Annotated in this window: 15 protein-coding genes; 5 read left to right on the forward strand and 10 right to left on the reverse strand. The window is 59.9% G+C overall.

All coding sequences use genetic code 11. The features are described from left to right. From FNJ47_RS30940 to FNJ47_RS30950, 3 genes are all read right to left on the reverse strand, one after another. Positions 1-492: AMP-binding protein (locus tag FNJ47_RS30940; RefSeq protein WP_236000186.1), on the reverse strand; the 492-nt coding region annotated here is incomplete at its 3' end. A 41-nt stretch (positions 493-533) separates the two neighbouring features. After that, on the reverse strand, positions 534-1,535 hold the full coding sequence (locus FNJ47_RS30945; RefSeq protein WP_163159739.1) for a thioesterase domain-containing protein: 1,002 nt from the start codon (positions 1,533-1,535) through the stop codon (positions 534-536). A gap of 150 nt (positions 1,536-1,685) precedes the next feature. Then, positions 1,686-2,255, reverse strand: coding sequence for a 4'-phosphopantetheinyl transferase family protein (locus tag FNJ47_RS30950; protein WP_236000187.1), 570 nt, complete (start codon positions 2,253-2,255; stop codon positions 1,686-1,688). Here FNJ47_RS30950 and FNJ47_RS30955 point away from each other — a divergent pair. Continuing rightward, entirely contained in the window at positions 2,238-2,648 is a 411-nt protein-coding gene (locus tag FNJ47_RS30955) for a hypothetical protein (protein ID WP_163159737.1), read from the forward strand. The genes FNJ47_RS30950 and FNJ47_RS30955 overlap by 18 nt on opposite strands. A 217-nt stretch (positions 2,649-2,865) precedes the next feature. Here FNJ47_RS30955 and FNJ47_RS30960 read toward each other — a convergent pair whose 3' ends face one another. Then, positions 2,866-3,519, reverse strand: a complete 654-nt coding sequence (locus FNJ47_RS30960) for a LuxR C-terminal-related transcriptional regulator (RefSeq protein WP_236000188.1) — start codon at positions 3,517-3,519, stop codon at positions 2,866-2,868. Between the two features lie 473 nt (positions 3,520-3,992). Between FNJ47_RS30960 and FNJ47_RS30965 the strand changes: the two genes are divergently transcribed. Next, the gene (locus FNJ47_RS30965; protein ID WP_163159740.1) at positions 3,993-4,913 is read left to right on the forward strand and encodes a LuxR C-terminal-related transcriptional regulator; all 921 of its coding nucleotides are present in this window, start codon (positions 3,993-3,995) and stop codon (positions 4,911-4,913) included. A 221-nt stretch (positions 4,914-5,134) separates the two neighbouring features. Then, positions 5,135-6,145, forward strand: coding sequence for a UDP-glucose 4-epimerase GalE (gene galE / locus FNJ47_RS30970; RefSeq protein ID WP_163159741.1), 1,011 nt, complete (start codon positions 5,135-5,137; stop codon positions 6,143-6,145). Between the two features lie 1,344 nt (positions 6,146-7,489). Here galE and FNJ47_RS30975 read toward each other — a convergent pair. Continuing rightward, the gene (locus FNJ47_RS30975) at positions 7,490-8,692 is read right to left on the reverse strand and encodes a heparin lyase I family protein (RefSeq protein WP_163159742.1); all 1,203 of its coding nucleotides are present in this window, start codon (positions 8,690-8,692) and stop codon (positions 7,490-7,492) included. Between the two features lie 1,378 nt (positions 8,693-10,070). Continuing rightward, positions 10,071-10,337: a PilZ domain-containing protein gene (locus FNJ47_RS54800; RefSeq protein ID WP_430649427.1), complete on the reverse strand. Its 267-nt coding sequence runs from the start codon at positions 10,335-10,337 to the stop codon at positions 10,071-10,073. A gap of 928 nt (positions 10,338-11,265) precedes the next feature. Here FNJ47_RS54800 and FNJ47_RS30980 point away from each other — a divergent pair. Further along, on the forward strand, positions 11,266-11,703 hold the full coding sequence (locus tag FNJ47_RS30980) for a hypothetical protein (protein ID WP_163159743.1): 438 nt from the start codon (positions 11,266-11,268) through the stop codon (positions 11,701-11,703). A gap of 354 nt (positions 11,704-12,057) precedes the next feature. Continuing rightward, a complete protein-coding gene (locus tag FNJ47_RS30985; protein WP_236000189.1) occupies positions 12,058-13,218 on the forward strand; it encodes a GNAT family N-acetyltransferase in 1,161 nt (386 codons plus the stop codon). A gap of 83 nt (positions 13,219-13,301) precedes the next feature. On the opposite strand, the gene asnB is transcribed toward FNJ47_RS30985, so the two are convergent. The 4 genes from asnB to FNJ47_RS31005 all read right to left on the reverse strand — a co-directional run. Beyond that, the gene (asnB, locus tag FNJ47_RS30990; protein WP_163159745.1) at positions 13,302-14,969 is read right to left on the reverse strand and encodes an asparagine synthase B; all 1,668 of its coding nucleotides are present in this window, start codon (positions 14,967-14,969) and stop codon (positions 13,302-13,304) included. A 556-nt stretch (positions 14,970-15,525) separates the two neighbouring features. Next, entirely contained in the window at positions 15,526-16,950 is a 1,425-nt protein-coding gene (locus FNJ47_RS30995; protein WP_163159746.1) for an HlyD family type I secretion periplasmic adaptor subunit, read from the reverse strand. Then, positions 16,937-19,687, reverse strand: a complete 2,751-nt coding sequence (locus FNJ47_RS31000; RefSeq protein ID WP_163159747.1) for a type I secretion system permease/ATPase — start codon at positions 19,685-19,687, stop codon at positions 16,937-16,939. The genes FNJ47_RS30995 and FNJ47_RS31000 overlap by 14 nt, the downstream gene beginning before the upstream one ends. A gap of 500 nt (positions 19,688-20,187) precedes the next feature. After that, on the reverse strand, positions 20,188-22,076 hold a 1,889-nt coding region (locus FNJ47_RS31005), incomplete at its 5' end, for a heparin lyase I family protein (protein WP_206685362.1).

Consider the following 22,076-nt stretch of genomic DNA (forward strand, 5'->3'; position numbering starts at 1 on the left):
GATGTCGGCAAGGTCCGGCGCTATGGCGGATCGCAGACGCGCCTGAGTGATCGCCACCGGCGTCTGCCCACCCGTCCCGTCGGAAATGTCTTTCAGGATCGTAGCAATGCGCCCTTTCGGCGTCGCCGCATCAATCGGCACATAAGCTGCGCCAGCCTTGAGAACACCCAGGATTGCGACAACGACTTCGATGGAGTGTTCCATGAAGACAACGATGATCCGCCCTGAGCCCACGCCCTTTGAGCCCAGATGCGCGGCCATCTGGTTGGAGCGTTCGTCGAGCTGCCGGTATGTCAGCATTGCATCGCCAAAGCGGATCGCTTCAGCGTCAGGGCTGAGCATCACCTGATCGTGGAAGAGATCGATGATCGTCCTGTCCGATGGGTAATGCGCCGTCGTGGCGTTGTAATCGACGACCAGCGCCCGATGATCGACATCTTGCAGCAGAGGAAGCGCCACGCTCTCCGCCACGATAGGTCGGACTTCATTCATGAAATACGCTCCCATCCGGCAAGTTTGAAAATCGAATCACGTCAATCTCCGAGCTTCTGGGTTGCCCGGCGATAGAGCTCTGCGACGGCAGGTGCGTCAGGCTCTTCCAGCATGGAGACTTCGTCGCAGTCATCGGGACCGAAATAGAACTCGGCATCGGGCGCCACGAGCCGCCATCGATGAGGTGCCGCGCCCGATCGCAACCAGGCCTTGTTCGGAAGGAATATGCAAAGGCGGCCTGCGTACGGAGTCGGGGTGTACCGCCGAAATGCCGTCATCGCCGTGGATTTGAGCAGAGCTCTGCTGGCCAGCACCGGGTCCGTCGTGACAGGCTCCTTGCGAACGAGCGGCATCAAGGCGCGCTCGCGAAGGCGACTGCCGAAGTATCGAAGGCGAGCGCCAAAGGTCGGCAACTTCGCCACCGATCGCCGGACCGATCGGATCGTCCCCCAGGCAGTGAAGTACAGCAGACGCAGAAATTCCTGATGGGTGCTGGGGTGAAGAGGACCAAAGAGGGCGACGCACGGAACGTCCGCTCCGCGCTTTGCGAGGATTTTGGCCAGTTCGAAGGCTGTTGGACCGCCTGAGCAGTATCCGGCGATGATGTACGGACCGACCGGCTGATACTGAATGATCTGGCGAGCGAAATACTCTGCGATATCTTCGACGCGGTCCATCGGCGTGCTCTGCCCGTCGAAGCCAGGCGGCTGAAGCGCGTAGAACGGTTGATCGCCGCCCAGGTGCTTCGACAGGTCCGAGAATGAGAAGGGTGCTCCGACATGCCCCGGTACAGCGTAAATTGGTGTGCGTGTTCCGCGCGACTGCAACGGAATGATCGCGGGCTGTTGCGTGGCCGCGGCGGTAGCCATGTTCAGAAAGGCAATGATCTCACCTTTCCGTCCCTGCAATTGATCGCGCAGCTCCGTCGTCATCGCACCAGCCGGTGCGCTGCAACGCAGCCGGTCGCCCTCGACCCAGACCTTGATGTCCTTGACCGCGAGGTCTGCAAGCAGCTCCGAAAACTGCGTCACGCGCGCGTGCATAGGCTATTCCCATGCTCCCTACTGCGACCGCGAGGTATCTCGAACAGGCGCGGTTTCGATTGAAGTTCGGTGCTTTCCAACAAGTTGGCCAAGCTCCTCGCCATCCTCAGTGAATGATTACATCGCGGATACTCCAGTCCGGACAACCATTCATTTCCGAACGACCACGCACCCGAGATACCCCGTTTGAGGTACGAAACTTCGGACAACCCAATCCTCGTCGTCCGAAGAGCCGGGGTGTCCCAGGCCGCATCCCTGGCCCTTGGAGATAGCCTCCAGCCGGGTCCAACGCCGGAAGAAGCCTTCCAGCCGGTTGTCCGGACCGAGGGCGGCATAGGATTCGTAGTCGGAGGCGGAGAAGCACAGCGCGGCGATCTCGTCCGCTTCGGGCACGGGAAGCACTGCCTCAATATCCACTCCGACCTCTCGCCCGGTCGAGAGCGCGATGACTGCCACGTCTCCGGATCGAGAGACGCTGAAGCGCAAATCGCGCGAAGGCATTCGGTGTGAGAGGCGAGGTTTGCCCAACCGTCCATATTCCAGTTCGACGTCGGACGGCGAGATTCCCAACCTGGCAGCGAGGATCCGGCGCAGCTGTCCGCGGCAAGCAATGAAGCGGCGGCGGTCCCGCCCCAACTTCAACCCTGCTGCGCGCCTACGTTCCGCTTCGTTGAGGACGGCACCCATCCCGCGAATGATATCGTGCTTCAGATCGAGCATGCATGCGAGAACTTCCAGGCAATCATCCTCGAGAACCGGCACCATGATCCCGGCCCTCAGCTCAACTCCTCTATCAAGGAGGCTCGAAAAGGACGCTGCCGGCGCGACAAGAGTCTGACTGACGTCGGATTCGGCGGGCTGCAACAATCCAGGCCCCGAGCTGGCCAAGGCAGCATGAAATTTCTGGCGCGAAGCCAACGCGCAACGACCATCGGCCCCGCCCGCGCCGGAAAGTCGGGTAAGGTCGAGTTCAGGCCAGTCAAGCGTCATACGTGGATTCCGATCGCAGGAGCGCTCGTGCGCGCCGGAGCATTCCTTCTGGAGCGGCAGCTCCCGTTCACGCGGATTTCTTCGATTGAACAATCACGTAAGCGCGAAAACAAGGAGCTCTGATGGATATTTAGATGTATGGATGGGCTACATCAAAAGACCTAGAGGCCCCTGACGTTCGCTCGCATTGGCGTCCTGCCTAACTGACGCGCTGACGGGTTCGCGCGCTGTCTCGATGAATGTCTGTCTTGGGCTAGTCGCTGCGCAAAGACTCATACAATCCCCGGCGCAGCCGAGCGCCAGGTCGGTTGATATCGTATTGGGTCAAAAAGCTTGCGTGCTAATCGGAAGGCAAGCTGCTTTGCCCTGCATATGAGACCGCGAGCGTAGCAAGAGCCGTCCTGTTGCCGATCTCCAGCTTGCGAAAGATGTGGTTCAGATGAACCTTGATCGTGCCGTCAGTTACCTTCAAACGACGGCCAATCTCCTTGTTTGACAATCCCTCCGATACCAGACGCATGATCTGACGCTCCCGGTCCGTCAGTACGGAAAGATGCTTCTCCGCGATCGCGGACTGCCCAGGAGAGATAGCGACCTCGCTCGAGGGCGCGGGCAGCATCCTGTGGCCGTCCGCGACTTGCCGCAATGTCTGGAGAAGAGTTTCGGGCTCCTCGTCGGCCAGGATAACACCAGAGGCCCCCACTTCTGCCAACATGGCGAGGTCGCGATCCTCAACCGAGGTTGCGAGGAACACGAGCCGAACAGCAGGAGCCCGGGAATTTGCGATATTGAGCAATGCCTGCCCAAAAATGTCAGGCATCGATATGTCCAAAATGGCGATATCGGGCACGAGAGCGCGAATTGCATTTAAGCAACTCGCACTATCGCTGCATCGAGCAGCAACTCCGAAATCGCGCTCCGCTTCCAGAAGACAGTTCAGACCCAACAAAACGACGGGATATCTGCTAGCAATGACCACACGACTGAAATGCATTTTCTGCCAATCCTCAGTCCCCCCAGTTCAAATCGGCACCCCAATATCGCTCCTAAGCTACTTCAATTTGAGGCATTCAACTAAAATTTTGTCATCACGGCTAGACCGAATTCCGCAAGGTTACAATCTTAAATAGCGCACGGCATTGACATCGCCCAAAGCGAGCGCGATTTAGCTCGTCTCCGGAGGTCGCACCCGTAGAATTCCGGCCTGAATATTACGGGCGACATCCAAACATCGCCTATAACCAACGGCATATATGGATATTGGGGATTAGCATCTAATGTTAGTAAATCTTTTGACGCATGCTCAGGGCTTTTTTCGCCCCAGATCTCTGTCCAAGCGATCGAAATCTGACGAAGCAGTTTCAATGCGTCGCTGTTTTGGCTTGGCAAGCCATCCAAGAAACGAGTCGGACTAAACCGATGAGCCTGTTGCATATTTTATATTGATGTAGCGTCCAGGAGAGTTCCATGAGACGGCAGTATTCTTTTTCTATTGTACTTGGTGGTGAAAACAGTCTTCGGAAAGAAGGTCTCGCCAGAATTCTGAATTCCGAAAATTTTCAAGTGTTAGCCTCAATGGCCGATGCCGATGGTTTGCCTGGCAAGGCCAATGTCGAAGGTGCTTCGGTTTGCCCGGCACTCTTCCTGATCGTTCATAGCGGCGATGATTTCGGCCCTACAATCGAGCAGATCGAGAGTTTCAAGCGCCGTCACGCCGACGGACGCATTGCCGTCGTCGCAGATCACTATCGACGGAGCGAGTTAACTGCCGCAATCCGAGCCGGTGCCACCGGTTATTTCATCGACGTGATGAACTGCGATGCGTTCATCAAGTCCATCGAGCTCGTCATGATGGGTGGGACGGTATTTCCGACCGACTTCTTGACGTCCGCTCTTGATGTCGAGACGCGTGACGCGGACGGTGCCCCTGCACTCGTCGACGATAGTCGTGGCACTGCAGACGGTGAAAGTAGGCTTGCGCAGCAGCTTTCGCCGCGAGAAATCTCAATCCTCCAGTGTCTGATCGAAGGCGATTCCAACAAGTGCATCGCACGCAAGATCAATATCGCGGAAGCCACGGTGAAGGTTCACATCAAGGCGATCCTCCGCAAGATTCGTGTTCAGAACAGAACACAGGCGGCGATCTGGGGATTGAACCATCGACCTACAGCTTGGCCATCCAGCGGAACGGCGCTCCCGGCAGCTAGCGCAACCGAGCGCCTCCTCCCACCGAAGAGAGAACTTCCCAAGATGGCGAGGACAGGCCGGCCCGCGCCGCTCGCTGCGATCGACCATGCGGTGAACTACTTCGAAGTGCCTCTGACCAACGGTCACGCCCGCAAGGACATCGGTTCGAAGGCCGAGGGAGCGATCCGACTGCGGAAATAGCCGAAATTGGTTCGGCAACCTACCGCGAAGTTTTCGGCCGGATATCTTGAGCTGAAGTTCGTGCCACATCGATGGATGTGGCACCCATCGATGTGGCGATCGGCACCATTGGTGCCGGCCGCCCTGGTGTTGGTGCAAACGCTTGACGCGGGCGTCGCCAGGACAGCTGCAAATGCCTGGCGATCGTGCGCGTGCAGACGCGGAATGGAAATGGAATCAGAATGATCCTGTTGACCGGAGGCGCCGGCTATATCGGGTCACATATCGCGGTCGCCCTCCTCGACGCCGGGCTGGATGTCGTTGCGGTCGACAATCTTTGCAACAGCAATCGCGCTTCGCTTGAGCGGGTACAGGCCATCTGCGGGCGATCGCTCGTATTCCGTCATGTCGATATCTGCAACGAGGATGCGGTTTACGAGATCCTGCGCACTCACGGCGTGACCGCGGTCATTCACCTTGCCGGGCTCAAGGCGGTCGGTGAGTCCAGCGCTCAACCCATGACTTACTACCAAAACAACGTCGTGGGGACGATGCGGCTGGTGTCGGCGATGTCGCGTGCCGATGTGAAAACACTGGTCTTTAGTTCCTCCGCAACGGTTTATGGAGTGCCCGCCTACCTGCCGCTGGACGAGAAGCATCCCGTAGGCCCAATAAATCCGTATGGCCGCACAAAGTATTTTGTCGAAGAGATTCTGAGAGATCTCCATGGGTCCGACAGTGGTTGGCGGATCGCCATCCTGCGCTATTTCAATCCGGTTGGCGCCCACGAAAGCGGGCTCATCGGAGAAGACCCGCTCGGCGTACCCAACAATTTGCTGCCACTTGTGGCGCAAGTTGCCATCGGACGACGTGAGAAACTGCACGTTTGGGGAAATGACTACGATACTCCGGATGGCACCGGCATCCGCGACTTCATTCATGTCGTCGATCTTGCATCCGGACATCTGAGCGCCTTGCGCGAGCTGGGACAGCCCGGCGTTTTGACCATCAATCTCGGAACGGGTAGCGGCAGCAGCGTCCTGGAGGTGGTCAAAACATTCGAGACCGTGAGTGGCCGGCCCGTTCCGTATGTGATTGACCAACGCAGGGGCGGTGATGTCGCAATCTGCTACGCGGATCCGACGCTCGCTGAAAACCTGCTGGGCTGGACCTCAAAGCGATCACTCACTGAGATGTGCACAGATCATTGGCGCTGGCAGATGCAGAACCCGAAAGGCTATCGCGGCGGCTAGATGGCGAGTGACGGCAGGACCCGAATAGTCGTCATCCCGTCGCATCGCGTGCGGTCGTCGGGTGCTTGAGCTGCCGCTGTCAGACCGCCTATCAACCTCTCATTGCCGTCATCGTACGTCCTGCCCTCGGTGCCGACCACGGGAGTCTGGTCGCTGGCGCTCGAAGGCGATGGCTCGCTCCAACCAGCCCTGCAAGAAACGCCGATCCTCCGCCAGCCATGATCCGAGGCAGCGGTTCGGCCAGTTGGTCGGGCTACCCTAACCTTGCTCCAGGGCGGTGCGGCCTGGCAGGCCGGCTGTCTCGCCGTCCATGCCGCTCGGGGCGAGCAGCACCCCAGGGCGCCCCCGCTTGGTCCTGCTGAGCGTTCCCTTCCGGGGCTCTTCCTGGAAGCCGAGGACGGTTCGGCGTCGTTTGAGGAAACGTCGGCGTCGGTCGTGTCGAGGAACTGGCTCATCGTCTCCCTTACGGACGCAGCCAATGGCCACAAACAACGTTTCCGGGGGGAATGTCTGTCCGGTGATAAAAACGAGCCAGCGACCGCCGTAGGCGCGACTGCGCCATCTCAGAATCGGGCCACACCTAGCTTGGCGATTTTGGCCAGACCTGTCGAGACGGTGGCCTCAGCCCTGATCCGCACCTCAACCTACGGGTAAGCTCTCCGCATAAGCGAAATCAGTCGGCGTGCCCGGCGCCGCGGATCATGCGCGCGTCGAAGCCAAAATGCCTCATTTTGAAGTCCGACGTGTTTCGATGACTTCGCAAACGACGCTGCACGACCACGCTGCGCCGGTGAAGCGATTGATGACTATTGCAGTGCTGAGGCCTGAACTCGATACCGAATAGACGCCGCCGCTCAGAAGCCCCGCGATTACGATTGCCAGTGCGATGATAGCCAGCCGATCCACAGTCCTCTCCAGGGATGCTCCAGGTTAACAGCGAGATTTGACTGCTTTCGGGAAGTTTTGCTGACCTAATATGCGGTACTCATTTTGGTAAATATCCACACTGAAGAACGCCGAACAACGAGGTGGGACGGCCGGGAAAAGCGCCTCACTTGCTGCGTGTCGCCGGCAAATGTCTTGCGTCGATGTCGCCTTAGGCTCCTGCAGTTTCGCCTCGCGAAGAACTGAAGAACGCTTCATCGAGAAGATCAACTAGCCATGCTTCATCAGGACAAGGCGACACAAGCTGAACTGCGGTACGCAAAAGATCACGGGCAGTTCGAATACCGCGAGAGCGGGTCTTACATGCGAACCCGTTGGGCCAAGAACGGCCGATTTGCCTGAGGTGCCACGTAGGAGGACCGGCCCGCCGCAGATGATCGCGAGCGGCCCGGCAATCCCTTAGCTCTGAGGCTTGGTCAGGAACGAGTTCTGTGTCCAAGCACTGCCACTCATGGCTACAGCGATCATACCGCCATTGGCCTGACCGGAGCCACCCGCCAGATACTGGTTCAGCAGCGCAAAGCTGCTGCTTGCCTGAGACGCGGCGGCCGTGCCTTGATCTCCCCACCAATCGGTCGTCGGCGGCGCGGCGGCCAGCGCACTGGTGCCAAATCCGAAAGGCGAAAAATCCGGGCTTGCCGCGCTTCCAGCCGACGCGACGGCCGCTGGCGTCGACCAACCGGACGCCGATGTCGGCGCTAGTCCCATGGCGCTCAGGACGCTGGGGTCGGCCGTTGTAGCAGCTGCCGCCGGGGCGACGATCGCGGTCGCCGGCGAAGTGGTGTCCTGTGCTACAGCCGGCGTGGCAATGGTGGCCGGGCTGCCAGTTGCGGTGGTGGCCGTGGTCGTGGTGGTTGGCTGTGTCGGAGTCGTCGGCGACGTGACAGTCGCCGACGATCCCGTCAACAGCGTCATGTTTCGGTAGTCGACCGCGACGGTCTCGGGCGCCGTCGACCGATAGACTCCATATTCCCAATTGGTGGCCTGCCCATAACCCAGGGGGCCGCTGTAGTTCACGACCTGTGTCCCGTTGATCGAGACCTTCAAATAACCGCCACCAGTGTTCGAAACGTCGGCCTGGATTTGAATGTTGTTATACACGCCCGTCTGGATCGGATTGGGGTCAGTCCAGAGCGTGAGCATCTGTACGTTGCCGGCCCCGTTGCTCGGATCCTGGCCCGGCTGGACATATCTGGCGACGACCTGCAGATGATTGCCCTCAAGCTGGATCGCAAACGGCGGCGAGGTGCCCACGCCGCTCGCGTTATCATCATTGTGCATTTGTCCGACGATGAACCAGCCACTTGCGGTATTCACAAATGACCCATTGGGGCCATTCGCCTCCACCATGAACTGATAGTTCAAGTTGAGCGGAGTGTTGCCGGGAATGTTGGTCGCGCCTGACACCTCGGAGCGATCAACAGATGAGTCATCGTACCAGGCATGATCACCCTGCTGGACCTGGAAGCGCAGCGTTTGTGCGTCAGGATTGGTCAGGCTGTAGCTCGTGCTCGCGTCCTGTACTCCGTAGACGTCGCCACCGATCGAAAACCTCGTCATCGGTGTGGAAGAAAATGATGTGATTGTCCCAGTCGTATCCAATTCAGGCCTCCATCGGTCGCAGAGTTGTTTCTCTTTGACGCTTACAAGGGAATTTACGGCCGCAGCGCGAAGGCGCGCGACATACCACGCGCTCGCAACGCCTTACGCCACGAGCGGATTTCCAATGTATCGCGGTGACCGCCAACACATTCTGTTGCAGTGGGATTGCCCCCCGACTGCTAGCCTTGATTGGGTTAGTTAAGGAGTATGGCAAAAAAAATGAGCTAGCATGGCGACAATGAGAAGCGGCGGCCCATGCCTGCCGTTTACTGCCAAAATTCTGCGAATAGCCGGAAGGCCCGAGCGTTTCCCGCGGTGGCCGGTGCCAGCACTTAAGCATGCTAGCCGGGGCCGAAGATCATATACAGCAGCATCGTGCCCACAACGGCTGTCCAGCCGATCGAAGCAGCAACGGCCCACACCTGGATCGGCATTGGACGGTCCTTGCAATTCAATGAAGCAAAACGAAGAGGCCGCTGGCGCTGGACAGCGACCTCTTGGACCCGATCTCAAATGAACGTCTTGGAAATAAAATCGCCGCCGAAGGTCCGTCATGACTAAACGACGAATCGGCAACGACGTGAAGCCCAAACACGTCCGAAACCCCGCGAAACTATCGAGACGTTGCGCGATCGACACACCATCCCGCCCCGGAACGACTCGCCGGGTCATGGGAGCACGCTCTCAACCGCCAGATGTCGGATCAGAACAAAGACATTTCGCTGGCTTGAAAGGTTCGGGGACGTGCAGCGTTCGTCTCCCCCTTGGGGCTTTCTGCAAAGTCTCCCCTTTGCCAAGCAATTCGCAATTTGTCCCATTTGGCGCCCTCTTCGCGCCGTCTTGGCGTCTCAGAACACCGTCCTCGGGAGAACTTTTACGCGCGGTTAAGGCTTGGAATCGTAAGCTCCGGGTGGGGATCTGACGAGGGAAAGCGCATGGGACAATTACGCCAACGCGTGGTTCAGAGGGATACTCTCGAAGCACGGCTCGCAGAGCGAGCGAGAGAGCTACGGAACGAGGCCGCGGCCCTCGCCCCCTGTGCAGCCAAGGAAGCGCTGATAAAGCTCGCCCGATACGCAGAGACAAGTGCGCACCTGAGCGGAAGGTCTTCGCCGGGGCTGATGCCCAATTGAATGACGGAAACCAAATCCCGGGACTGCAGAGTAAGGCCGCCTCATTTGGCGGCCTTCTACATTTGGTTCGGCTCGGTACTCTACGCCGAGACTGCATGACCTACGTCCTCGATCGAGCAAACTGAAACTATCAGACGCCGTCACCCGCGTTGAGAAGGTGACGGCGCCTGTTCAAACCCGCACTGGCTTGCCTGCCCAGCCGATAAGGTTGCAGCCGCCCTGCGGCCATTCGCGCGTTCGCCGTATCACTCAGTAGCAAACGCGACACCAACCCATGCGCCTTTTCGCCAAACGACGTTGCACGCGTAAGTCTTGCTAGGAGGAACGATAAGCGTGAATTGGTCAGGAAGAGGTGATGGCGGATCATCTGCCTTCAGCGCCGCGCCGCTCTCTGTGATGTCGCCGACGATACAGCACAGTGACAAGTCACCGAACCTGATCAAGCCATTGTCCAGCGATGGATTACGCACAGACTTTCGCCTGTCGGGAAAAGCAATCATTTCCGAGCCCATCAATAACCAATGCAAATTTGAACGATGCTGCGCGAGAAAGATTGCGTTTCTACTAAAGATCGAGGTGCCGCGACCGGTTCGAAGCCGGCGATGCGGCTCCCTCGGGACTGAACACCTGGCCCTTCAGCGCCAGGAAACTGTTGCGCTCATGATGGCGGGCTACCAGCTGCTGCTCCGCCGAATAGAAACAGCCCCGATCTGGGCGATAGACCGGGGCCGTTACCGGGGTAAAGGCTTAGGGCCTGAACTCACCCCGTCGGAGTTACACGGGGTATTGTTGTTCCAATGATGGTGCGCCAATGGCCCAATCCGCTCCTGCGAGTGGCCTTACTTGGACAGCACCGACCGGCGCGCGGTCCGTATTTCAGCCGGCGTGCTGGGGTGGTTGAAGGCGGCTCTTGCGCGGGAATGTGAGGTCGCATCACTCGGCGGCCTCTTCATTGCCGTGGCCAGACGACGACTGGATCCACAGTGGCGTCGCCAAGGTCAGAAGTGCTCACGGTGGACCCGGCAGCGACGTCCGTCGCTCGGCGAGCCCAGCTCAGGGAGAGCTGGGCTAGGGCGCTTCGGAGGTTGTAGCGGTAAACCTCGACCAATGACGTTAGGTCGCTCTTGAACTTCGTCACCTCTGCGATTGTTGCAGCGCGCTAATACCTTTGCCCCAAAAGGCGGCGTGCTGTTGGATCTCTTAGTTCGGACTAGTTCAGAATGGCAATTTGTCGCAGGCATTTGCCGATCTACCATGTCCCCAGTCGTGCGGATTGGCGGACAACGACACACCGACCAGACACATCGTGCGATAAGGGATCGCCGCTCCGGCCTAGGGAGCGACGGTCCCGCCCAATTGCGGAGCGATCGGCTCACTCGAAAACAGGTTGAATTCGGAATAGCAACGCTCACCATCGCGAAAGCAAAATTGAGGCCCGCGTTGACCAATCGAGACGGCACACTTGAGCGGCAAACCATCAGGGGTTTTCTCGGGATTGAGAGCTCCGATGACGGACTGGCATTTAGAGTTGATGTTGACGCCGATGATGGCTCAGCAATTTGGACGATTCCCTACAAGCATGCGATCTGGTTGGCCCAGGCGATATTGGAGATTTCGCCCGTCGCCGTTGGCCGGCAAACTGCCGGCGGCTCTGTGGAGGGGACTAATCTCGTCGGCGAGCGTCTCAACGTAGAAAGAACTCGCGTGCTTGTGAAGGTGCGCTCCGATCATGCTGCGATCTCCGCTCAGGGCGCTTGGTCGTCCGACAAAACACCGGGCACCACAATTCTTATGGTCGACAAGTCGATCGCGGCAGATTTGGTGGAGCAACTCGGAGCGTTCCTAGCTTCCGCTCAGGCTCTATCTCGACCGTCGTAGTCGATCTATCTCACGATTGCGGAAATGGCGCGCTCGAAGCGCGATAGCTGCCAAAGCGTATCGCACCAGCCGAAAGGTGGCCGATCACAGCCCCCTCGGCACAGTCGCGCCGTAGGCACAAGTCGCAGGAGTGGGTAACCAGAAAGGGTCCGCACTGAGGTCGAATTCCAGATATAGTACCGCCATCCGCCCGGCCGAGGCGACGGTCACAGACGCCCAATGGCGTGGCCGCCAGAAGGATACGTGTGTGACCAGGCCTGCCCGATCATGGGATTGTGCGCGATCATTGCGGCAGGATCCTAGTTCTCTCATCAAAGCGCGCTTGCGGTCATCTGGCGTTGAACAAGAATGAGCATGCCCAATGCCGTCACCGATGTCAGTCTGGAGGCCTTGAAGAGCGTTGCCTGGCTTGAGGCCGCGTGGAAGGAGCTCGAAGCTCGAGCCACTCACTCGTTCTTTTTGTCCTGGCTCTGGATCGGCACTTGGCTACGGCATATTCCGGATGGCACCGAACCGCACGTCCTCGTAGCACGGTCGTCAGGCAAGATCGTCGGGTTGGCGATTATTGGCCGGCGGAGAGCCTGGAGTCTTGGGCCGCATGCGCGGGCACGTTGGCTGCTCAATGAATCGGGAAATACCCGTTTCGACCGGTTGTTCATCGAGTGCAATAGCATTCTTGCAGAGCAACCGGACACCATTATCCCGGCAGGACTCGACGCGCTGACGTCCCACTTGCGCCGCTCGGACCAGCTGGTGCTTTCCGGAATTGATGCAGACGTCGAACTGGCCGCTTGCGGCGCCGCGGGCAGGGCTGGGCTCGTTAGCGAGGTGAAACAGGCCGATACGGCCTTGTGGGTAGATTTCGCGAAAGTCCGTCAGCAAAAGAAGGATTATCGCGCCACACTTGGCCGCAGCACTCGCCAGGCCGTGAGCCGTGCCATGAGGTTGTACGCCGAACGAGGCCCCCTTGAACTCCGGATCATGGAAACGACGACCGAAGCCCTGGCCGCGTTCGATCTGTTGAGCGACTTTCATCGGTCGCGATGGGGACGCAAAGGGGCTTTCGCCAATCCGGGCTTCCGTCCGTTCCACGAGGAGCTCATCGCGCGCGGAGTACCCACGGGAGCGGTCCGCATCTCACGGACGTTGGTCGGCGACCAGACGATCGGGGTTGTGTACAATTTCGTGCATGACGGCCGCGTCCTGAACTATCAAAGCGGCTTTCTCTATGAGAGCGATGGCCGGCTCAAGCCCGGACTCGTAAGCCATGTGCTGGCTATCGAGGAGAGCATCTCGCGCGGGGAACGCGGCTACGACTTCCTGGCTGGTGTCGCCGGGCACAAGGCCCATCTGGCAAACAGCGAGTATGCCATGAAGTGGATCGCAATAGGCAGAGACGGTCCAGAACGCCACATCGAGGCGAAGCTCCGTGACGCAAAACGGACGCTACGAACGATCGTTACGAACCTTCCAAAAAAGAAGCTGCGGCTGTTCGGGTCAGCCACTGCAAGTTGAGATACTGGCAGCGATCTCCTCAATCTGGTCCGCAGCAGACTGCTGGCCCGGGCGGCGGCGTCGCGGCCGGAGCTGCCAACTGCTCACGTGTCATCCATGGCCTCAATGTGCACGCCCTTCACTGCCCTTCCAGATGGATCATCCATGCTCGCAAACTGCTGGGACCAGAGAAACGCGGTCGGCGTCGAACACGCGATCGAGGGACCGACGGGGACGGTTAGGCAGGCCGTCGGATTCTTGAAAATGCTGTCAAAGATGGTCCGATAGAAATATCCTTCCTTCGAGGTCGGCGTCTGCTTCGGAAAGCGCTTATCCGCCTCTGCGAACATCTGATCCGAGACTTTGCCTTCGGCATGATTCCTCAAGCACTCGATCCAGCTGTACCCCACTCCGTCTGAAAACTGTTCCTTTTGACGCCACAAGATCTCCTGGGGCAACAGGTCGGTGAAAGCTTCCCTCAATATGCCCTTTTCGATCTTCGCACCGGGGCACATTTTCTCGGCCGGGTTTATCGACATCGCGTAATCTAGGAATTCCTTGTCCAGGAACGGTACACGGGCTTCCACCCCCCAAGCAGCGGTTGCCTTGTTCGCGCGACAGCAATCGTATCTGCTCAGCGCAAAGAGCTTTCGGACAGTTTCCTCGTGGAATTCTTCTGCTGACGGGGCCATGTGGAAGTAGAGATAGCCGCCGAATACCTCGTCAGCGCCTTCTCCGGACAGCACCATCTTGATGCCCATTGCCTTGATCTTACGCGCCATAAGGTACATCGGCGTGCCGGCACGAATGGTGGTCACGTCGAATGTTTCCAGATGCCGGATCACGTCGGGCAACGCGTCCAACCCATCCTGCACGGTGAATACAACTTCATGATGGACCGTGCCGATGTGAGCCGCCACCTTTCGCGCATACTTCATGTCGGGTGAGTTTTCCAAACCCACGGAGAACGAGTGTAGTCTTGGCCACCAAGCCTCCTCAGTCTCCCCAGACTCGATCCGCTTGAAGCGGTGCCGTGCTGCGAGCGCTGCGATGAGCGAGGAGTCGAGCCCACCAGAAATGAGTACCCCGTAAGGTACGTCGCACATCATTTGCTGTATGACTGCGGTTTCGAGTGAAGTCCGGAGGTCGTGCAACGACGCCTTTTTGGTCGGAAATGCATGCGCCCAATCCGGATCATACCATCTGACGAATTCACGGCCTTTGCCGCTATAGTAATGTCCGGGCGGAAACTCCTGAATCGTCTCGCACACCCGATCGAGAGCCTTCATTTCGCTTGCGACATATGTCACGCCGTCCCCACTCCATCCGATATAAAGCGGCACGATGCCGATGTGGTCTCGGGCGACGAAAAACTCGCCGGTACGTTCGTCGAAAAGGGCAAACGAAAAAATCCCGCTCAGCATCTTGCACAGAGCTGGTCCGTACTCGTCGTAGAGATACAGGATGATCTCGCAGTCTGATTTCGTTTTCCAAGCGTGCGGCCGCTTCAGTGCGTCGCGCAGAGCAACATGATTGTAGATCTCCCCGTTGACAGCCAACGCCCGGCCCGCGGCGACGTCGAGAAGGGGCTGGGCTCCGTGCTCCACGTCGACAATGGAAAGGCGTTCGTGAGCCAGCATCGCGCGTTCGCTGGCATAAATGCCACTCCAGTCCGGCCCACGGTGACGAACCGTCTTTGCCATCTCCAGCGCCCGGCTGCGCGCCGCTTCAAACGATTCCGTGAATTCGAATATGCCGACGAAGCCGCACAAGGTGATTAGCCCCTCCGAATGCCCGGCTGACCTGTCTCACTACAATCAGCACTTGCCTTGAACTGAAATACCCGACAGTGGCATCGAATTCGCTAGCTGAACAGCGGACAATCCGAAGTAACCAAAATGCGTTGAGAGGCTGTCTGGAGGCAGAGCGCCGTGTTTTGCGCCCTCAGAGCAGCGAGATCGGCTCTACGGCGGACGATGCTGACGGATGCCCCGGAGCACGCCGGCTCTGGTTTGGCGTAGAGGTTGTCCCGCGGCGGATACCTCGCGCCATGCCCATTGTCACGGGGTGCCCAAACGGATCCAGTGATCTGCGGGATAGTGGATGAGGCCGTGGCTCGATTGCCCGCAGGCGAGAACGCCTGGTCGTCGAGTCGTTCAACGACGACCGCAAAGCCGTTGCCTTAGGGCCTTGCCACAGCTCGGTGGCGATGCGCCGGCCCGGGTCGCGTCACCGTCGATCCGGGCCGTTCCAACATCCGCAGCGCGGGTCTGCGTGGCGCCCGGCCTGGCCCGGCGCCACAAGGATTAGCCTAGGCAGGACGGCTGCTTACCGTTCCCGCAGGGCTTCCTGCTTGTATCGCGCCAGCGGCGAAAGCAGGTAGCTGATGATCCTGCGCGTACCCGTCTTGATCTCGACCGTCACCGCCATGCCCGGGCCGAGCTTGACGAGCTTGTCCTCCACTTGCATGTGGGTCTGGTCGAGCGACACGCGCGCGGCATATTCCAGCTCCTGACCTTTCGGCTCGCTACTGCTCATCGTGGCGCCCGATGAGCGGTCATTCGCCCCCTGCGTCCTGTCGCGCGTGATGGCATCCGTCGATACGCTGAGCACGTCGCCGTGAAGCAGTCCGTAGCGCGTGAAGTTGAAAGTATCGATCTTGATCTCCGCCGCCTGCCCCGGATGGACGAATCCGATATCGCGGTTGGAGAGCATGGCCTCGATCTCGAGCTGGCTCTCGCTCGGGACCACCACCGCGAGCGCCTGAGCTGGCGTCACAACGCCGCCCACCGTATGAACGGCAAGCTGCTGCACGACCCCATCGACTGGCGCGGTCAGACGCTGGAGCTTCGTGCGCCGATCCGCCTTGACGACCTCCTGCGCCGCACTGGCAGCCTTCTGCTCGGCCTTCGCAAGTGCGTCATAGGTCGCGCGGCGATACTCGGCGGCAGCCTTTTCCTTTGTTTCCTTCAGGAGCGCGATCGCCGCATCGGCTTCGCGCAGCCGGCTCTTCTGCAGCACAAGATCCTGCTGCATGGCGACCAACTCCTGATACTCGGATAGATAGACGACCTTCGAAGCCAGTGCCTTTTCGACGAGGCCCTTGCGGATATCGACCCTCTCCTGCAGCACGGGAATGGTCGCTTCCAGCTTGGCAACGCTCGCCGATGTCGTCTCTCGTTCCGCCTCCTTCTGCCCCTGCTGCCGCTCGATTTCGGAAAGCTTGGCATTTTGCTCGGCGCGCTCGCTAATCAGGAACTGGCGATGCATCTCGATCTCGGCGGCGCTGGCGTTCTGCGGCGCACGGAAGGCCGCGAGCGGATCGGGTGCGAGCGCCGCCCGCAATCGCGCTGCGTCGAGTTCGGCCGCCAGCAGATCGCTCTTCTGGCGCTCCTGGTCGGCTTCGGTCATCGTCGGGTCGAGCTCGATCAGAACGTCCCCGGCCTTCACGCTCTGGCCGTCGCGGACCTTGATGGCGCGGACGACACCCGTCTCGAACGGCTGGATCAGCTTGGTGCGGCCGCCGGGCACGATCTTGCCGGTCGCCGTGGCGACGATATCGACACTGCCGAGCGTCGCCCACAACAGCGCGATGCAGAACATTGCGATGATGCTCGCTCCGATCGCACGCCCGATCGGTGACGGCGGCGACTCGGCGATTTCGAGCGCCGCCGGCAGAAATGCGAGTTCGTGTTCCCGGCGCCGAAGTTCGCGTCTCGGAAACGGGACGATGTTGCGACTAGCGGATGTCATGGATACCGGCCTGCAGGTAATGAAGGTTCGCGTAACGCCCGTTGGTCTGGATCAGCTCATCATGGCTGCCGTCCTCGACGATGCGGCCATGCTCGAGCGTGATGAGCCGGTTGGCATTCCGTACGGTCGATAACCGGTGAGCGATCACGATCACGGTCCGTCCGGCGGAAATCCGCCTCATGTTCTGCTGGATCGCGCGCTCACTTTCGTAGTCCAGCGCGCTGGTCGCCTCGTCGAAAATCAGGATGCGCGGGTCGGTGATCAGCGCGCGCGCGATTGCGATACGCTGGCGTTGTCCGCCGGACAGGCTGCTACCGCGCTCGCCCACGACGGTGTCGTAACCCTCGGGCAGTTCCAGGATGAAGTCGTGTGCCCCGGCCAGCATGGCCGCTTCGATGACACGCTCCATCGACATGGTCGGATCGGTCAGCGCGATGTTATCCCGGATCGTGCAGTTGAACAGCACGTTTTCCTGCAGCACCACGCCGATCTGGCGCCGTAGCCAGCTCAGGTCGACCATTGCGAGGTCGACGCCATCGACCAGTACGCGTCCGCTCTCCGGAACGTAGAGACGCTGGATCAGCTTGGTGATGGTGCTCTTGCCCGACCCCGACGAGCCAACGATACCGATGACTTGGCCCGGCTCGATGTTGAACGACACGTCGTGAAGCACCTCGGGGCCATCAATGCGATAGCGGAAAGTCGCGTGCTCGAACCTCACTTGGCCGCGGATCGGCGGCAAAGCAGCGCGGGACGGAGTGAAGCTCGGCTCCGGAATGGTGTTGAGGATGTCGCCGAGACGATCGATCGACAGACGGGCCTGGTGGAAGTCCTGCCAGACCTGCGCAAGCCGCAACACAGGCGTGCTGACGCGCGCAGCCAGCATGTTGAACGCGACGAGTTCGCCAACCGTCAGCTCCCCACCAATGACCAGCCGCGCGCCGAAGTAAAGGGTCGCGGCGATGACCAGCTTGTTGATCATCTGGACTGCCTGGCTCGCCGTGTTGTTCAGGCTGAGCACGCGGAAGCTGGCGGCTACATAGCCGGCGAGCTGCTCCTCCCAGCGGCGCTGCATCTGTGGCTCGACCGCCATGGCCTTCAAGGTCTCGACGCCGGTGACGCTTTCAACCAGGAAGGCCTGATTCTCGGAGCCGCGATTGAACTTCTCATCGAGGCGCGCGCGGAACAGCGGAGCTGCTCCTGCCGATATCCCGATGTAGAACGGGAAGGATGCGAGCACGATCCAGGTCAAGGTCGTCGAGTAATAGAACATCACCACAAGGAACACGACCGTGAACAGCAGGTCGATGACCAGCGTCAGCGCCGAACTCGTCAGGAACTGGCGGATATTCTCCAGCTCCCGGACGCGAGCTACGGAATCCCCGACGCGGCGCGTCTGGAAATAGGCGATCGGGAGCGCCATCAGGTGGCGAAACAGCCTGGCACCTAGCTCGACATCGATACGGTTTGTCGTATGCGCGAACAGATAGACGCGCAGCGTCTCGAGAACGGCTTCGAACACAGTCAGCACGACAAGACCGATGACCAGAACGTCGAGCGTGCTCATGCTTCGATGCACCAGCACCTTGTCGATCACCACCTGGAAGAACAGCGGTGAGACGACGGCGAAGATCTGAAGGAAGAACGACGCCGCCAGCACCTCGCTGAGCAGGCGGCGATACTTCTGCATGGCGCCGACGAACCAGGCGATATCGAAGCGTCGCGCGAGATCGGTCAGGCTGGCCCGCCGCGCCATGAGGATGAGGCCACCATCCCAGATCGCCTCAAGCTGGGCCTGGGTAAGTGTTTCGGGGCGCGGAGACAGCGGGCGCTGAACGAGAAGCTTGCCGTCGATGAGCTTGCCGAGGATCAGGAAGCTGCCGTCGCGCAGCAGTGCAATTCCCGGCAGCGGCGTGACCGCAAGTCTGTCCCAACTCGTCCGTTGCACCCTTGCTTTGAGCCCGAACTCCTTGGCGCAGCGCAGGATTTCCGTGACGCCGACGCGCGCCGCGCCCACCCGGTGGTGGATTTGGGCCGGGTCGGCAGCAATTCCATGGCAACGCAGCAAGATCGCGAGCGCAATGAGCCCGGACTCGTCGAAGTCTTCAGGGCCGGCGCCCTCAGCCGGGTATCCGGTATCCGCGGCCTCGTCCGCAACATCACCGGAAGCGCCATGACGCGTCCGCTTCAGGATGCCGGGTACCTTCGTCAGCAAGGCATCGCGGGTCTTTGTCAAGCCGTCGCGCACAAGCACCAGGAGACCACCGGCGTGGCGCATCAGGCCGGCACCCAGGCCAACTGCTCGAGCGCGGACGTCGGCGAGCGCATGGAGTGCGCCGTGCGTGATGTTCTGTGAGCCGGGCGTGATCAAGCCACCGTCCCAGATCGCTTCAAATTCCGCACGCGTCATCCGCCGCGGATGCGACGAGGTCGGGTGCAGCACAAGCGCCACCTGGTCCTCGATTTTTCCCAGAAGCAAAAATCCGCCGTCACGCAGCGAAGCGATTCCAGGCAGCTGGATGCCCGCCAGCCGCGGCCAATCCATTGTCGTCGCACGGACTTTGACCCCGAATTCGTGCGCGCAACGAAGCATTGCGCGGATGCCTATCCCCTCATCTCCGCAGCGATCGCGGAGTTGATCGGGTTCAGTGTTCACGCCATGAAGGCGCAGGAACAGAGCCAGCGCTCGAAACCCCAGATCTGGCGGTACGTGGGCATTTCCGTTCTGGATCGCCATTTCCTTACTCTACTCCTCGCGGCTAAGCGGCCGCGTTGTTGTTCCTTTTCATGCACATGGAATTCCAATGTCGCTTATCCGGGGATAGGCGACACACGCCTGCTCGCGCCAAAACGGCGCAAGCAATCATCAAAGCATAAGGGCCCCGAACCGCGAGGAGGTTTCAGCACTACGGGATACTTGAAAATTGCCCCCCCGACTGGCTGAGCGGGCTGGTTAACGAGCAAAAATGGCGAAAAAACTTTCGAATTGTGATTTATGCACACACAAGTTGTGCCTGAGAACCGACCTAAACTCAGACGCCCTTACGCTCACAACGAAGTGTCGAATCGGAAGCCGTGCGGCGATTTTCCGTCAAACGGCAGCAGCCGGCAATCCTCTGTTGTGGATTGGTTTTCACCATCCCCATCGCGGTGTTGACCGACCACTTTTGCCGCTCGGGCGTCCAGGAAGCTGACGGTGCCGCACCCGGGCGCAAAGGACCCGGGTGCGGCAGGGCGTTAGTGGTGCGGCTTCGTCAGGAACGAGTTCTGCATCCAGGCGGCGCCATTCGAAATGGCTGCCGCGATCTGCCCCCCGTCGACCCGACCAGAGCCACCCGCCAGATACTGGTTCAGCAGCGCGAAACTATGGCTCGCTTGGGACCCTTTGGCCGTATCGTAATTCGGCAAAGAAGTTGTCTGCGGCACGGTCGCTGCCAGTGTGCTGCTGCCCGACCCAAGGTGGTGGTGGTGGTGCAGCCCGTGGCCCTGGTTTGTCGTGCTCCCTGAGCTTGCGGCCGGCCGAGGATCCGTGACGGTGATGGTCTGTGGCGTCGCCGACGTCACAGCGCCCGTAACCGGGTCGGTCGCACTCGCAGTCAGGGTAAGAGTCGCGACCGGATGGGCATTGCCTCTGTAGTACGATGTCAGCGTCAACCCGCTGGCGACCTGCGCAGAGCTCAGAGTGATGTCGCCTCCCCTGAATGTCGTGCCATCGCCGGTCGTGATCGTCTCATATTTCGGCAGCCCTTTGATGTTCAGGCTCACTTTATCGTTGGGATCGGTCGTGGAGAGCGTTGTCCCCAGGTCGACATGACCGCCTCTGCCGTTCACCGAGAGCGAACTGTCTGCGACGGAGAGCACCGGCTGAGTCACCGTCGGTGTCGACGGAGTTGTCGGCGTCGTCGGTGTGGTTGGCTGCGTCGGCACGGTGGGCGTGGTCGAGATCTGAAGACCGGAGAACGTCTTCACCGCGCCCGAGAGATTGGCGGCAAGCCCCCCGGAATCCGTGATGCTCGCGCCGTTCGCGAGATTGACGCCGGTGATGGCGAGTGCCGAGGTGCTCGTATCGGTCGACGCGACCTTCGTCTGGAACGTGAGCGTATTTGTCCCGGAGCCGCTAATATAGGTGGCGGTGGCACCATCATTGAGCGACAGCGTCGGCGTACCGTTGACGGTCACGGCCTCGCTCAAGCCGAGCGTCAGCGTGACGACATCGCCGACATGCTCGGTTCCGGTCCCCGGCGAAGCGGACGCCTGCGTCACCGTCGGCGCGACGTTCGGGGTAGTGGGTGTGGTCGGCTGCGTCGGTGTGGTTGGCTGTGTCGGAGTCGACGTCGCCGCCGTCCCCGTCAACAGCGTCATGTTTCGGTAGTCGACCGCGACGGTCTCGGGCGCCGTCGACCGATAGACTCCGTATTCCCAATTGGTGGCCTGCCCATAACCCAGGGGGCCGCTGTAGTTCACGACCTGTGTCCCGTTGATCGAGACCTTCAAATAACCGCCACCAGTGTTCGAAACGTCGGCCTGTATTTGAATGTTGTTATACACGCCCGTCTGGATCGGATTGGGGTCAGTCCAGAGCGTGAGCATCTGTACGTTGCCGGCCCCGTTGCTCGGATCCTGGCCCGGCTGGACATATCTGGCGACGACCTGCAGATGATTGCCCTCAAGCTGGATCGCAAACGGCGGCGAGGTGCCCACGCCGCTCGCGTTATCATCATTGTGCATTTGTCCGACGATGAACCAGCCACTTGCCGTATTCACAAATGACCCATTGGGGCCATTCGCCTCCACCATGAACTGATAGTTCAAGTTGAGCGGAGTGTTGCCGGGAATGTTGGTCGCGCCTGACACCTCGGAGCGATCAACAGATGAGTCATCGTACCAGGCATGATCACCCTGCTGGACTTGGAAGCGCAGAGTTTGTGCGTCAGGATTGGTCAGGCTGTAGCTCGTGCTCGCATCCTGCACTCCGTAGACGTCGCCACCGATCGAGAATCTCGTCATCGGTGTGGAAGAAAATGATGTGATTGTCCCAGTCGTATCCAATTCAGGCCTCCATCGGTCGCAGAGTTGTTTCTCTTTGACGCTTACAAGGGAATTTACGGCCGCAGCGCGAAGGCGCG

The sequence above is a fragment of the Bradyrhizobium uaiense genome (assembly GCF_010811875.1).
GTDB lineage: Bacteria > Pseudomonadota > Alphaproteobacteria > Rhizobiales > Xanthobacteraceae > Bradyrhizobium > Bradyrhizobium uaiense.

Coding starts and splice junctions, on each gene's coding strand:
- galE (WP_163159741.1), top strand. CDS start 5,135: ATGATCCTGTTGACCGGAGGCGCCGGCTATATCGGGTCACATATCGCG.
- FNJ47_RS30950 (WP_236000187.1), bottom strand. CDS start 2,255: ATGCTCGATCTGAAGCACGATATCATTCGCGGGATGGGTGCCGTCCTC.
- FNJ47_RS54800 (WP_430649427.1), bottom strand. CDS start 10,337: ATGGGCTCGGAAATGATTGCTTTTCCCGACAGGCGAAAGTCTGTGCGT.
- FNJ47_RS30945 (WP_163159739.1), bottom strand. CDS start 1,535: ATGCACGCGCGCGTGACGCAGTTTTCGGAGCTGCTTGCAGACCTCGCG.
- FNJ47_RS30965 (WP_163159740.1), top strand. CDS start 3,993: ATGAGACGGCAGTATTCTTTTTCTATTGTACTTGGTGGTGAAAACAGT.
- FNJ47_RS31000 (WP_163159747.1), bottom strand. CDS start 19,687: ATGGCGATCCAGAACGGAAATGCCCACGTACCGCCAGATCTGGGGTTT.
- FNJ47_RS30985 (WP_236000189.1), top strand. CDS start 12,058: ATGCCCAATGCCGTCACCGATGTCAGTCTGGAGGCCTTGAAGAGCGTT.
- FNJ47_RS30995 (WP_163159746.1), bottom strand. CDS start 16,950: ATGACATCCGCTAGTCGCAACATCGTCCCGTTTCCGAGACGCGAACTT.
- FNJ47_RS30960 (WP_236000188.1), bottom strand. CDS start 3,519: ATGCATTTCAGTCGTGTGGTCATTGCTAGCAGATATCCCGTCGTTTTG.